This window comes from Kitasatospora gansuensis, assembly GCF_014203705.1.
GTDB lineage: Bacteria > Actinomycetota > Actinomycetes > Streptomycetales > Streptomycetaceae > Kitasatospora > Kitasatospora gansuensis.
This window is the reverse complement of record NZ_JACHJR010000001.1, coordinates 6,325,905-6,339,010: the sequence shown is the minus strand read 5'-3', so window position 1 is coordinate 6,339,010 and position 13,106 is coordinate 6,325,905. Positions and strand designations below refer to the sequence as shown.

General features: G+C 72.7%; 8 protein-coding genes. 4 read left to right on the top strand and 4 right to left on the bottom strand.

Annotation, left to right across the window (positions count from 1 at the left end):
- Nucleotides 1-213: 213 nt before the first annotated feature.
- Nucleotides 214-2,373, bottom strand: coding sequence for an MMPL family transporter (locus F4556_RS28530; protein WP_184921074.1), 2,160 nt, complete (start codon nt 2,371-2,373; stop codon nt 214-216).
- Nucleotides 2,374-2,691: 318 nt separating this feature from the next.
- On the opposite strand from F4556_RS28530, the gene F4556_RS28525 reads away from it, so the two are divergent.
- Together F4556_RS28525 and F4556_RS28520 are read left to right on the top strand one after the other, a co-directional pair.
- Complete coding sequence (locus F4556_RS28525) at nt 2,692-3,573, top strand: aminoglycoside phosphotransferase family protein (RefSeq protein WP_184921072.1); 882 nt, start codon at nt 2,692-2,694, stop codon at nt 3,571-3,573.
- Nucleotides 3,574-3,680: 107 nt separating this feature from the next.
- Complete coding sequence (locus F4556_RS28520) at nt 3,681-4,559, top strand: polysaccharide deacetylase family protein (RefSeq protein ID WP_184921070.1); 879 nt, start codon at nt 3,681-3,683, stop codon at nt 4,557-4,559.
- A 10-nt stretch (nt 4,560-4,569) separates the two neighbouring features.
- On the opposite strand, the gene F4556_RS28515 is transcribed toward F4556_RS28520, so the two are convergent.
- The 3 genes from F4556_RS28515 to F4556_RS28505 all read right to left on the bottom strand — a co-directional run bounded on the left by F4556_RS28515 (nt 4,570) and on the right by F4556_RS28505 (nt 8,077).
- Nucleotides 4,570-5,271, bottom strand: a complete 702-nt coding sequence (locus F4556_RS28515) for an exonuclease domain-containing protein (RefSeq protein ID WP_184921068.1) — start codon at nt 5,269-5,271, stop codon at nt 4,570-4,572.
- 104 nt (nt 5,272-5,375) lie between these two features.
- Nucleotides 5,376-6,608: a Dyp-type peroxidase gene (locus F4556_RS28510; RefSeq protein WP_184921066.1), complete on the bottom strand. Its 1,233-nt coding sequence runs from the start codon at nt 6,606-6,608 to the stop codon at nt 5,376-5,378.
- A gap of 221 nt (nt 6,609-6,829) precedes the next feature.
- A complete protein-coding gene (locus F4556_RS28505; RefSeq protein WP_184921064.1) occupies nt 6,830-8,077 on the bottom strand; it encodes a DUF5919 domain-containing protein in 1,248 nt (415 codons plus the stop codon).
- 386 nt (nt 8,078-8,463) lie between these two features.
- Between F4556_RS28505 and glgX the strand changes: the two genes are divergently transcribed.
- Nucleotides 8,464-10,581 (top strand): glycogen debranching protein GlgX, encoded by a 2,118-nt coding sequence (glgX, locus tag F4556_RS28500; protein ID WP_184921062.1) that lies wholly within the window; start codon nt 8,464-8,466, stop codon nt 10,579-10,581.
- Between the two features lie 97 nt (nt 10,582-10,678).
- Nucleotides 10,679-13,096: a malto-oligosyltrehalose synthase gene (gene treY, locus F4556_RS28495; protein WP_184921059.1), complete on the top strand. Its 2,418-nt coding sequence runs from the start codon at nt 10,679-10,681 to the stop codon at nt 13,094-13,096.
- The last annotated feature ends 10 nt before the right edge of the window (nt 13,097-13,106 follow it).

Below are 13,106 nucleotides of genomic sequence, written 5' to 3'. Positions count from 1 at the left end.
AAACAAATGCGCCTGTTGGTTGGTACCAGCAGGCGCACACGTACGTTCATGGGAACCAAAACTGCAACTGCTTCGACTGTAGCACGGGAGCTCCCGAGATGATCGGAGAATTTCCCCCGAACGGCCCCCTGACACACGCCGTTCATCTGCACCGTTCACCTGCGCCGGAGCGGCGGGCGGCATGATCGCCGCCCGCCGCTCCGGACACCGGGGTCAGTGCCGGCCGGCCGGCTCCGGCTGCTTGTCGAGCGAGAGCTCCGCCTCGTGCCCGGGCAGCGCCGCGTGGCCGGGCCACCAGGCCCGCTTGCCGAGCAGCGCGGTGAGCGCCGGGGTGAAGAACATCGACATCACGAAGGCCGACACGATGATGCCGAAGGCCACCGAGAAGCCGATCTCACTGAAGAAGATGTTGCCCGCGAGCAGCATCGTGCCGAAGGTGCCGGCCAGGATGAAGCCGGCCGCCGCGACGGTCGGGCCGCCGTGCTTGACCGCCAGTGCGGCGGCCTCGCGCGGGCTGTGGCCCTCGGCCGCCTCCTCGCGGAGGCGGGCGATCATCAGGATGTTGTAGTCGGTGCCGATCGCCACCACGAACAGGTAGATCAGCATCGGCAGCATGAACATCAGGCCGCTCTCGCCCTGGACGTGCTGGAACATCAGGCTGGTGGCGCCGATGGTGGCGGTGAAGCCGAGGCCGACGGCCACCATCAGGTACCAGGGCGCGACCGCGCTGCGCAGCAGCAGGCCGAGGATCACCATGATCAGCAGCGCCGCGATCGGGAAGACCAGCGAGTAGTCGCGGGCCATCGCGGTGTTGATGTCCTTGCAGACGGAGGTCTGACCGCCGACGAGCGCCTCGGTCCCGGCCGGGGCGGAGGCGTGTGCCACCTCGCGCAGGTCGGTGACGGTGTCGATCGCCTTGTTGGTGCTCGGGCCGTCCTTGAGCATGACGGTGAAGTCGGCGGTGGCGCCGTCCTGGCTCAGCTTGGGCTTCGCGCCGACGTGGTCCACCCCGCCGACGTGGCCGAGCGCGGCGGCGTAGCTCTCCAACGAGGCCAGGTCGAGCTTGGCGCCGTCCTTAGCGGTCAGGTAGACGTGGCTCGGGTCGGCTGCGCCGGCCGAGAACGCCTTCATCCAGGTGTCCTGGACGACCATCGACTCCTTGGTCTTCGGCATCGAGCCGGCCGCCAGGTCGAAGGTGCCCTTGTATCCGAACGCCGCCGCCGAGAAGGCCAGCAGCAGACCGCCGGAGACCAGCGCGACCATGAGCGGACGGCGCTTGACGGTCTCGCCGAGGACGGCGAAGCGGGCGTTCTTGGGCTCGTTCTGCCACGCCTTCGAGGGCCAGAACAGCACCTTCTCCGGGATCAGCGACAGGATCGCGGGCACCAGGGTGACCGAGGCGATCGCGGTGACGGCGACCGCGATGGCCAGCGAGGGGCCCATCGCCTTGAACATGCCGAGGCTGGAGAGCAGCAGCACGCTGAACGCCACGATCACGGCACCGGCGGCGGAGGTGATCGCCTCACCGACCCGGCCGACCGCGTTGGCCACCGCGTCCTTCCGGTTGTCCCCGGCCCGCAACCGCTCGCGGTAACGGAACATCAGGAACAGGAAGTAGTCGGTGCCGACCCCGAACAGCACGATGATCAGGATCGCCGAGACCGAGTTGTCGGCCTTCAGGCCGAAGGCCTTCACCGCGTACCCGATCAAGCCGTTGGCCACCATCGAGTAGACGAAGACCGAGATGACCGGCAGCAGCGCGATGATCGGGCTGCGGAAGATGATGCCGAGCGTGAGCATGATGATCACGATCGTGCCGACGCCGATCAGCAGGTTGGCCAGCTCGCCCGAGTCCTTCTGGTCCAGGTTCTCCGCCGCCTTGCCACCGAGTTGGACCTTGAGGGCACTACCCTCGGCCAGCTTCTTGGCTTCCTCGCGCAGCTCCTTGGCGGAGTCGCCGGCCTCGGGCTTGTAGGCCGCGCCCTTCTCCATGCCGACCATCGAGAAGGCGTACTTGCCGTCCTTCGAGGTGGTCTCCGCGGTGACCGGGGTGAGCTGCTCGACGAACTTGACCTTCTTGTCGGTCAGTCCCTTGACGACCTTGGCCATGGTCGCCTTGTCCGCCTCGTCCAGCGGGGCGCCGTCCGTACGCTCGAAGAACACCGTGGCCGACGGGGTGAAGTTGGCGGGGAACGCCTGCTGCTGCACCTCCGCGGCCCGGATGGACTCGTAGTGGCGCGGCAGGAAGTCGCTCGCGTCGCTCTGGGCGGTCAGCTTGGGTGCCGTCGCGACGATGGCGACCGCGGCGACGATCCAGGCGAGGATCACCCACCAGGCGCGCTTGACGACGAATTGTCCGATCCGGTGGAACATGCTCGCTGTGCCTCCTGGGCATGGTTCACCGCAGCCCTTGGGGGACGGGACACTGGGCGACGGCTGTGAACGGCCGGGCCCTGAGGTCCCTAGCCGGTCGGCAGGTAAGTAAGTGTGAGCATCGTACGCGAGCCGCCCCTCGACCGGGCGGGCGGGCTCCGGTCGGTGCACCCCCCGAGGCCGTGAACGGCCCCTACCCCCATCCTGACCCGGGCCGGACCCCCCTCACCTCCTGCTCCAGACGGAGACGCCTCCCCCTCAGGGTGGAGTGGCGTTGCCTCAGAGGAGGAGACCGGCGGCCTGCGCGATGATGCTCGGATGAGCACCTTCGACGCCGCCACCGCCCGTGCCCTGCTGACCCGCGCCTGCGCGGACCGCGGGCTCCCCGAGCCGGCGGCGGCGGACCTGCTGGCGTTCGGCGAGAACGCCGCCTTCGACCTCGGCGATCCGGCGGTGGTGGCCAAGGTCGGCCGCGGCCCGGCGGTGGCCGAGCGGGCCGGGCGCGAACTGGCCGTCTCCGGCTGGCTCGCCGGGCAGGGCATCCCGGTGGTCCGCCCGTACCTGCCGGAGCCCGTCCTGGTGGACGGACACCCCGTCACCTTCTGGCACCGGCTGGCCCCCGCCGTCCGCCCGGCCGGGACGGCCGACCTGGCACCGCTGCTGCGCGCGCTGCACGCGCTGCCGGCCCCACCGTTCGCGCTCGCCCCGCGCGAGCTGCTCGCCCCGGTGGACCGCTGGCTGGCGAGCGCGGACGGGCACGTGGACCCGGCGGACGTCGCCTTCCTGCGGGCCCGGCGGGCCGAGTACCGGGCCGCGATCGCCGAGCTGGTACCGGAGTTGACCCCCGGGGTGATCCACGGCGACGCCCTGCCGCGCAATGTGCACGTCGGCCCGGACGGCCCCGTCCTGCTCGACCTGGAGACCGTCTCCGGCGACCTGCGCGAGCACGACCTGGTGGTGCTCGCGCTCAGCCACGACCGGTACGGCGTCCCCGCCGAGGACTACCGCGCGTTCACCGAGGCGTACGGCTGGGACGTCCGGGACTGGCCCGGCTTCGCGGTGCTGCGCGGGGCCAGGGAGACCGCGAGCGCCTCCTGGGTCGCCCAGCAGGCACCCGGAAACCCGGCCGCGCAGGCCGAGTTCACCCGCCGGGTCGGGTCGCTCCGGGACGGCACGGCCGCACGCTGGTACCCGTTCTAGGATCCCGCTCGTTCGCATACATCTTCGGAACCGGCCCGTACGCTCCTGACGTCCCATCGAGCAGACGCCCTGCCCGGGCGGCCGGTACGACGTCAGGAGTCGTCGCCATGCGGACCCGCTTCGCCCTCACCGCACTGCTCGCCACCGCACTACTGACCTCCTGCACCAACTCGCCCGATCCGAAGCCGAGTTCGCCCCCGGTCAGCAACTCCCCCACGCCGAGCCCGAGTCCGTCACCGTACCCGTCGCCGTCCCTGCCGCCCCAGCCCGCTCCCAGCCCGTCGGCGAGCAGCGAGCCACCGCCCCCGGCGCCGCCGACCAACCGGCCCAGCACTCCGAAGCCCGCGCCGCCCGCTTCGAGCACGCCCAAACCCCAACCCGCGCCCGGGAGTTCGATAGTGCGCAGCACCGCCTCCGGCGGGCGGACCGTGGCACTCACCTTCGACGACGGCCCCGGCGCCGCCACCGGCCAGGTGCTCGACCTGCTCGCCCGGTACGGCGCCCGGGCCACCTTCTGCCTGACCGGCCGGAACGCCGCGGCCTACCCGGCCGTCGTGCAGCGGATCCGGGCCGAGGGGCACCGACTCTGCGACCACAGCGTGAGCCACCCGCAGCCCTTCGCGGCGCTCTCGCACCACCAGGCGGAGTACGAGATCGCCGCCGCCGAGGAGATGATCGTCAAGGCGGGCGGCGCGGGCACCAAGGTCCTCTGGTTCCGGGCCCCGGGCGGTGGCTTCACCGCCGACAACCAGGGGATCGCGGCCGCCAACGGCCTGCGCCCGCTCGGCTGGTCGGTCGACCCCCGGGACTGGAGCCGCCCCGGCGTCGCCGCCATCGTCGGCACCGTCCAGCGCGACCTGCGCCCCGGCGGGGTGGTCCTGCTGCACGACGCGGGCGGCGACCGCTCACAGACCGTCACCGCCCTGCGCCAGCTGCTGCCCTGGCTCGCCGCCCAGGGGTACACCTTCGACTTCCCGGCGGTCTGACCGAGTGCGGTTAGCGGAGCGGCCAGGTGGTGTCGACCTCGGCGGCCGGGTCCTTCTCCCGGCGGAGCCAGGACTGCAGGTCCTCGGCCCAGCTGCGGTACCAGGTGATCTGACGGGTGTGCAGCTGCTCGGGCGTCAGACCGCCGACCTCGGCGGGGTAGCGCTCGCCCAGGGCGACGGCGACCCGGACGGCGGCCAGCGCGTCGCTGCCCGCCTCGTGGGCGTCGGTCAGCTCGACCCCGTAGACGGCGCAGACGTGCTGGAGGGTGCGCGAGCCGCGCCGGTACTTGTCCACCGCGCGGTCGATCACCAGGGCGTCGACCACCGGGGCGACGCTGCCGCCGAGCCGGTCGGCCAGCGAGGGCAGGCCGTACCTGGCGAGCTCGGCGTCCAGCAGGGAGAGGTCGAACGGGGCGTTGAAGGCCACCACCGGGCGGCCCGCCAGCAGCCGCTCGCACAGCGCGCCGGCTATCTCCTCCACCGCCAGCGCGGCGGGGCGGCCGTCCCGGCGGGCCTGCTCGTCGCTGATGCCGTGGATCGCCGTCGCCTCGGCGGGCACCGGCACGCCCGGGTCGAGCAGCCAGTTCAGCACCCGCTCGGGCCGGGGCCCGAAGGTGTCCACCAGCGCCGCGGTGACGATCCGGGAGGTCGCCGGGTCGGTGCCCGTGGTCTCCAGGTCGAAGCCGACCAGAGGCTCCTTCCACCAGCTCATCCCAGTTGTCCTTCCATCGGTCCGTCGTGAGGTGCCCATCATCGCGTGCACCAGTGACAGCAGGAACCGCCGGGTACGGGAAAGGAGCCGCCGGATCCGGTGGCTCACCCGCTCAGCATCCCCCGGCCGAGCCAGTCCTCCTCGTCCTTGACCCCCGGCAGCGCGAAGAAGTAGCCGCCGCCGGTGCAGACCAGGAAGTCGCCCAGCGGCTCGCCCTCCAGCCGCCGCTGGACCGCCTCGAACTGCCGGACCAGGTCCTGCTGGTAGCAGCAGAAGGCCAGCCCGGCGTCCAGCCGCCCGTCCCCGTCCAGGCCCCGGTCGTAGCTGTAGCCCCGGCGCAGCACCCGGGAGTCGTCGGTCTCGGGGGTGCGCGGGTTGGCCAGCCGGATGTGCGAGTCGAGCGGGGTGACGGCGCCGGTCGGGTCCTTGGCGTAGTCCGGCAGATCGGTCTCGGTGGTCCCGTCCAGTGGGGCGCCGGAGTCGCGGCGGCGGCCGATCAGCCGTTCCTGACGGTCCAGCGGAACGTCCTCCCAGGCTTCGCAGAGCACCCGGACGGTGCGCAGCACCTGGTAGCTGCCGCCCTCGGCCCAGGCCGGTTCGCCGCCGCCCGGCTGCACCCAGACCAGCCGGTCCAGCTCGCGGGCCGAGGTCGGGTCGGGGTTGGCGATGCCGTCCTTGAAGCCCATCACGTTGCGCTGGGCGCCGTCCGGCCGGGCCGGGTTGAGCTGGCCGTCGATCCGCCAGACCGGCTGCAGCCGGCCCCGGGTGCGGCGGCCGAGGTCGCGCAGCGCGTGGCTGACCACGTCCCGGCTGTCGGCGCAGAGCTGGAGCGAGAGGTCGCCGTGCAGCTCCCCGGCGCGTAGCCGGTCGCCGCGGAACGCCCGCATCTGGCTGAGCCGGACGGGCTGCACCCCGGCCAGGCCGTAGCGGCGGTCGAACAGCGTGGCACCGGCGCCGACCGTGACGGTGAGGCCGTCGGCCGGGACCACCGGGCCGAGCGTGCCGCTGTCGTTGGGCGGGCTGCCGGGCACGTCGGCCGGCGGGGTGCCGCCCGCGGTGAGGAAGCGGATCCGGGCCGTCAGCTCGCGCAGCAGCTTCGCCAGTTCGGCCCGGTCGGGCACGGTGACCGCGAGCGAGACGAAGCTGGCGTAGCCCTGGGCGGGGGTGACGATCCCGGCCTGGTGCGGGCCGTGGAACGGGATCACCGCCCGGGGCCGCCCGGTCCGGGCGGCGGCGGGCGTGGTCCCGGCCCGCAGGGCGAGCGCCCCGGAGGCGAGGGCGGTGGCCTTGACGAAGCTGCGGCGGCCGAATCCGGCCGGGCAGGTCTGATCGGTCATCACGCGGACTTCCTGGGCTCGGGGGGGGCGGGGTGCGGTCATCGGCCCCGGGCGGATTCCGGGGCACGTCGTGCCCCCGCCACCGGTCGCCGATGATCAGCATCCTGACACCGGGCCCGCCCACCGGCCCGCCCGGCGAGGCCCGCTGACACTCGGTCAGCCGCCCCCCGTTCCGGTACGAACGTAAGTCCGCAGCTCAGGCCCCCGTTCAGGCCCCCCGTTCAGGACACCGCCCGGGAGTCCGCCCAGACCCCCTCGAACTCCTCGCGGTAGACCTCCAGCAGCCCGGGCTCCTGCCCGCCCGGCTCCTGCCCGGCGCCGCCGCGCAGCACCAGCGCCGGGGACTCGATCCCGCGCGCCCGCCGCAGGTACGGCTGCACCACGCCCAGGTCGCCCGAACGCCGTCGGCCGGGCGGCCGGGCGCCCTCCACCAGGTAGGCGGTGAACCGCGGCATCTCGTCGAACACCCGGATCTCGAAGCCGCCCTGGTCGCGCAGCCTGGCCCGGACCCGGCGGACGTGCATGATGTTCATCTCGATCGAGCGGGCCAGCTCGCCCCGTCCGAGCCCGAGCTCCCGCTCCCGGCGGCGGACCGCGCTGCTGGCCGGGTTGAGGAACAGCAGTCGGACCCGGCAGCCCTCGGAGGCCAGCCGGACCAGCCGCTTGCCGGTGTAGTTCTGGCAGAGCATGCCGAGCCCGATGCCGAGCGCGTCCAGTCGCCTGGCGCCCTCCAGCAGGTCCTCCACCGGCAGTTCGCGCTGCAGCCTGACCCGGTCGGCGTGCACCGAGACCACGTCCGCGAACCGCCCGCCGACCAGTTCCTCGACCACGTCGGCGGGCACCCCGCCGGAGCCGCCGTCCAGCAGGGTGAGCAGCCGGGCGGCGGCCCGCTCGGTCTGCGCCAGCACCGTCCCGGAGAGGCTGCGGTTGCGCGAGACCACGTGCCGGGCGACCTCCAGCTCGTCCAGCGCGAGCTCGATCTCCCGACGGTCGATCAGATAGGGCTCGAAGCACGGCCAGTGCTGCACCATCAGCTCGCGCAGCTGCGGCAGGGTGAGGAAGACCAGCGGGTCGTCGTCGGCCGGGTCGAGCAGGTAGCCCTTGCGGCGGCTGACCTCGCGGACCGCTCCGGCCCGGTGCACCCACTCCTCGCCGGCCGGGCCCGCGGCGGCGGTCACCCAGTCCTCGCCGTGCGCGGGCGCGTAGACCGGCCGGAGCACCTCGTCCACCAGGGCGCGCAGCCGCTGTTCGACCAGGTTGAGCCAGACGTACGCCCGGCCGGCCAGCCGGACCCGGTGGTCGGCCAGCCCCCACTGGTCGGCGGACCAGGCCAGCGGCGCGACCTCGGCCGGTCCGCCCTGGGCCGGGACGGTGACACGTTTCGGCGGCCGCCCGCGCATCACCACCGTCGGCGCCTCGCTCCGCCCGGGGTTCTCCGGGCCGTCCCGGCCGTCGGCGGGGACCACCATGCGCTACCTCACCTCTCGGCCCACCCCCGGCGGACCGGCGAGATGACGGACCGTCCGCTGACCCTGTCTCAACCATGGCGGCGGGGTCAGGCCCTCTGTCCGCACGGTGCCCGGAGCGCGTGCCGGACGATCAAGGGTACTGCCGGGTCGGCGGGGGCGCAGCCCCTTGCCCGCACAACCATCCGTTCGGAGAAGGTGGATTAGCCACTGGGCGGACACTCGTTCGGGCGAAGTCGCAGCCAATTGCTCGCCCTGACGGCACCCGATTGGGGAGGATTCGGTATGCCGTGCATCACGGTACGCGTGGTCCGTACATGGTCCGGCAGCCAGCTGGGCAGTTCCTGTACAGCGCCAATTCCGGTTGGCACCAGGGAAGTTGAGGCGATATGCAGGTCTGGCCAGGGCAACCGTACCCCCTCGGTGCCACCTACGACGGGGCCGGCACCAACTTTGCGGTGTTCTCCGAGAGCGCCGATCGGATCGAGCTCTGCCTGCTCGGCGAGGACGGTTCCGAGACCTCGGTCGAGCTCCGGGAGACGGACGCCTTCGTCCGGCACGCCTACCTGCCCGGTATCCAGCCCGGGCAGCGGTACGGCTTCCGGGTGCACGGCCCGCACAACCCCGGGCTCGGCCAGCGGCACAACAGCGCCAAGCTGCTGCTCGATCCGTACGCCAAGGCGATGAGCGGCCACATCGACTGGGACGAGTCGGTGTACGGCTACCACTTCGGCGCGCCCGAGCGGCGCAACGACCTGGACTCGGCGCCGCACACCATGCACTCGGTGGTGATCAACCCGTACTTCGACTGGGGCAACGACCGCCCGCCCCGGACGGACTACCACCGCACCGTGCTCTACGAGGCCCACGTGAAGGGCCTGACCAAGCTGCACCCCGGCATCCCCGACGAGATCCGGGGCACCTACGCCGGAATCGGCCATCCGGCCGTCATCGAGCACCTGGCCAAGCTCGGCGTGACCGCGATCGAGCTGATGCCGGTGCACCAGTTCGTCCGGGACCACCGGCTGCGCGACCTCGGTCTTTCCAACTACTGGGGCTACAACACCATCGGCTTCTTCGCCCCGCACTCCTCCTACTCCTCCGGCGGGGACCGCGGGCAGCAGGTGCAGGAGTTCAAGTCGATGGTCAAGGCGCTGCACGCGGCCGGCATCGAGGTGATCCTCGACGTGGTCTACAACCACACCGCGGAGGGCAACCACCTCGGCCCGACGCTCTCCTTCCGCGGCCTGGACAACGCCTCCTACTACCGCCTCGCCAAGGACCAGCGGTTCTACGAGGACACCACGGGCACCGGCAACAGCCTGCTGATGCGCAGCCCGCACGTGCTCCAGATGATCATGGATTCGCTGCGCTACTGGGTCACCGAGATGCACGTGGACGGCTTCCGCTTCGACCTGGCCGCCACCCTGGCCCGGCAGTTCCACGAGGTGGACCGGCTCTCCTCGTTCTTCGACCTCTGCCAGCAGGACCCGGTGGTCTCCCAGGCCAAACTGATCGCCGAGCCCTGGGACTTGGGCGAGGGCGGCTACCAGGTCGGCAACTTCCCCCCGCTCTGGACGGAGTGGAACGGCATGTACCGGGACACCGTCCGCGACCTCTGGCGCGGCGAGGCCGCCACGCTGGCCGAGTTCGGCTCCCGGCTGACCGGCTCCTCCGACCTCTACCAGGACGACGGGCGCCGCCCGATCGCCTCGATCAACTTCGTCACCTGCCACGACGGCTTCACCCTGCGCGACCTGGTCTCCTACAACGAGAAGCACAACCAGGCCAACGCCGAGGACAGCCGGGACGGCGAATCCTTCAACCGCTCGTGGAACTGCGGGGCCGAGGGCGAGACCGACGATCCCGACATCTCCGCCCTGAGAGCCCGTCAGCAGCGGAACTTCATCGCCACCCTGCTGCTCTCCCAGGGCGTGCCGATGCTCTCGCACGGCGACGAGCTGGGCCGCACCCAGTACGGCAACAACAACGCCTACTGCCAGGACAACGAGCTCTCCTGGGTGCACTGGCCGAAGAGCGGCACCCCCGAGTCCGAGCTGCTGGAGTTCACCCAGGGCATGATCTGGCTCCGCCGGGACCACCCGGTCTTCCGGCGCCGCCGGTTCTTCCACGGCCGCCCGGTCTCCGGCACCCACGACGACCTGACCGACATCGGCTGGTTCACCCCGGCCGGCGTGGAGATGACCAAACGGGACTGGTCCACCAGCTACGCCAAGTCGCTCACCGTCTTCCTGAACGGCAACGCGATCTCCGAGCCCGACCGGCGCGGCGGCAAGATCGTCGACGACTCCTTCCTGCTGCTCTTCAACGCCCACTCCGAGCCGCTGGAGTTCACCGTCCCGGCCGACCACGGCCAGGAGTGGCAGACCGTGGTGGACACCACCCTGGCGGTGCTGCCCGCCCCGGGCACCGGCACCCGGGTGAAGGCGGGTGACACGCTCTGGCTCACCGACCGCTCGCTGATGGTCCTTCAGCGCCCGGCCTGACCTCTCCCCGGCCGCCCCGGCGCGCGCCGGACCGCCCGATTACGCCGTTCGCACCAACACCGCGTTGGCGCACCGGCCGCCCGGGTAGTCATCAGCCATGACCTCCGAGCAGCCACGCCCGGCGGCGGGCGCCGTCGGTCCGCCCACCTCCAGCTACCGGCTCCAGCTCCAGCCCGCCTTCACCCTGCACGACGCCCGGCGCGCCGTCCCGTACCTGGCCGCGCTGGGCGTCTCGCACCTGCACCTCTCCCCGCTCCTGGAGGCCACCCCCGGCTCCACCCACGGCTACGACACCGTCGACCACGGCCGGATCAGCGAGCAGCTCGGCGGCGAGCCCGCGCTGCGCGAGCTCGCCGCCGAGGCACACCGCCACCGGCTGCGGCTGATCGCCGACGTGGTCCCCAACCACATGGCCTTGCCGGTGCCCGAGCAGCTCAACCAGCCGCTCTGGGAGGTGCTCAGGGACGGCCCCGACTCCCGGTACGCGCACTGGTTCGACATCGACTGGACGGCCCAGCCCGGCCCGGCCGACGCGCCGGAGCGCGGTCGGCTGCTGCTGCCGCTGCTCGGCGACCGGCTCGGCGCGGTGCTCGACCAGTTCACCGTGGAGGGCGACACCCTGCGGTACTTCGAGCACGCCTTCCCGCTCCGGCCCGGCACCGCCGGGCTGCCGATCGCCGAGCTGCTGAGCCGTCAGTGGTACCGGCCGGCCTGGTGGCGGCTGGCCGACGGCGAGCTGAACTACCGTCGGTTCTTCACCGTGAACCAACTCATCGCGGTCCGGGTCGAGGTGCCCGAGGTCTTCGAGGCGACCCACCGCACCCTGCTGCGGCTGCACGCCGACGGCGTGCTGGACGGCTTCCGGATCGACCACCCCGACGGCCTGGCCGACCCGCGCGGCTACCTGCGCAGGCTGGCCGAGGCCACCGGCGGGGCGTACACCGTGGTCGAGAAGATCCTCACCGGCCCGGAGCGGCTGCCCGGCGACTGGCCCTGCGCGGGCACCACCGGCTACGACGCGCTGCGCCGGATCGACGGCGTGCTCACCGACCATGCCGGGGCCGAGCGGCTGGTGCACGCCTACCGGCTGGACTGCGGCACCCACGCCGACCCCGCCGAGGAGGGCCGCCGGGGCCGGGCCGAACTGACCGCGCCGGACGGCGAGCTGGCCGCCGAGGTGGCCAGGCTGGTCCGGCTGGTGGAGCGGATCTGCGCTGCCGAGCCCGCGCTCGCCGACCATCCGGCCCCGGCCGTCCGGGCCGTGCTGGCCGAGCTGCTGACGGCGTATCCGGTCTACCGCCCGTACGTGGTGCCCGGCGAGCCCGCCCCGCCCGAGGCGGTCGCCGACGTGACTGCCGCGCTGGCAGCCGTACCACCGGAGCTCGGCGCCACCGCCGAGCTGATCCGCGACCTGACACTCGGTCGGCTCGGCCGGAGCCCGGCCAAGGACGAGTTCTGCGCCCGGCTCGGCCAGACCGCCTCCGCGGTGGCGGCCAAGGGGGTCGAGGACACCGCGTTCTACCGGTTCAACGCCCTGCTCAGCCTGAACGAGGTGGGCGGCTTCCCGGCTCACCCCGGCCTGCGCCCGGCCGAGTTCCACGACTGGTGCGGCTACCTCGCCGAGCACTGGCCGCACACCATGACGGCGCTCTCCACCCACGACACCAAGCGCAGCGCCGACGCCCGGGCCCGGCTGACCGTGCTGGCCGAGCTCCCGGAGCGCTGGGCCGCCGAGTGCGCCGCCTGGACCACCGCCGCCGGGCCCTGCCCGGACCGCCCGACCGCCTGGCTGCTCTGGCAGACCCTGATCGCCGCCTGGCCGGTCGAGCCCGACCGGCTGGTCGGGATACTGCTCAAGTCGGTCCGCGAGGCCAAGCGCGCCACCTCCTGGACCACCCCGGACGAGCAGTACGAACGCCGCCTGATCGAGTACGCCCGCGCGGCGCTCGCCAACCCCGGTCTCTGCCCCCGGATCGACGGCTTCGTCCGGTCGATCGCCCCGCACGCCCGGAGCAACTCGCTCGCGGCCGCCCTGCTGCACCTGACCGGGCCGGGCGTGCCCGACCTCTTCCAGGGCAGCGAGGAGCCGCTCTACACCCTGGTCGACCCGGACAACCGGGCCCCGGTCGACCTCGGCTCGCTCGCCGTCCGGCTGACCGACTCCCCCACCGACCGCCCCGGCGACCTGGCCCGGGAGAAGCTGCACCTGACCGCGACCGCGCTGCGGCTGCGCCGGGCCGGCGAGCTGGGCCCGTACCGGCCGCTGGCTGCCACCGGCCCGGCCGCCCACCACCTGCTGGCCTTCGCCCGCGGCGAGCGGACGGTCAGCGTGGTCACCAGGCTGCCGTACGGCCTGCAGCACGGCGGCGGCTGGCGCGACACCGCGCTCGAACTCCCGTCCGGGCCCTGGACGGACCAGCTGACCGGGCATCCGGTCGGAGCTGGCGAAGTGTCGGCGGCCGAGCTGCTGAAGGACCATCCGGTCGCCCTGCTGGTGCGAGACTCCGAATCCTGAGCAGCGTGGA

What these genes read in the sequence shown, in the direction of transcription:
- F4556_RS28515 (WP_184921068.1), bottom strand. Translation starts at nt 5,271, where the DNA reads ATGAGCTGGTGGAAGGAGCCTCTGGTCGGCTTCGACCTGGAGACCACG.
- F4556_RS28520 (WP_184921070.1), top strand. Translation starts at nt 3,681, where the DNA reads ATGCGGACCCGCTTCGCCCTCACCGCACTGCTCGCCACCGCACTACTG.
- F4556_RS28525 (WP_184921072.1), top strand. Translation starts at nt 2,692, where the DNA reads ATGAGCACCTTCGACGCCGCCACCGCCCGTGCCCTGCTGACCCGCGCC.
- F4556_RS28505 (WP_184921064.1), bottom strand. Translation starts at nt 8,077, where the DNA reads ATGGTGGTCCCCGCCGACGGCCGGGACGGCCCGGAGAACCCCGGGCGG.
- F4556_RS28510 (WP_184921066.1), bottom strand. Translation starts at nt 6,608, where the DNA reads ATGACCGATCAGACCTGCCCGGCCGGATTCGGCCGCCGCAGCTTCGTC.
- F4556_RS28530 (WP_184921074.1), bottom strand. Translation starts at nt 2,373, where the DNA reads ATGTTCCACCGGATCGGACAATTCGTCGTCAAGCGCGCCTGGTGGGTG.
- treY (WP_184921059.1), top strand. Translation starts at nt 10,679, where the DNA reads ATGACCTCCGAGCAGCCACGCCCGGCGGCGGGCGCCGTCGGTCCGCCC.
- glgX (WP_184921062.1), top strand. Translation starts at nt 8,464, where the DNA reads ATGCAGGTCTGGCCAGGGCAACCGTACCCCCTCGGTGCCACCTACGAC.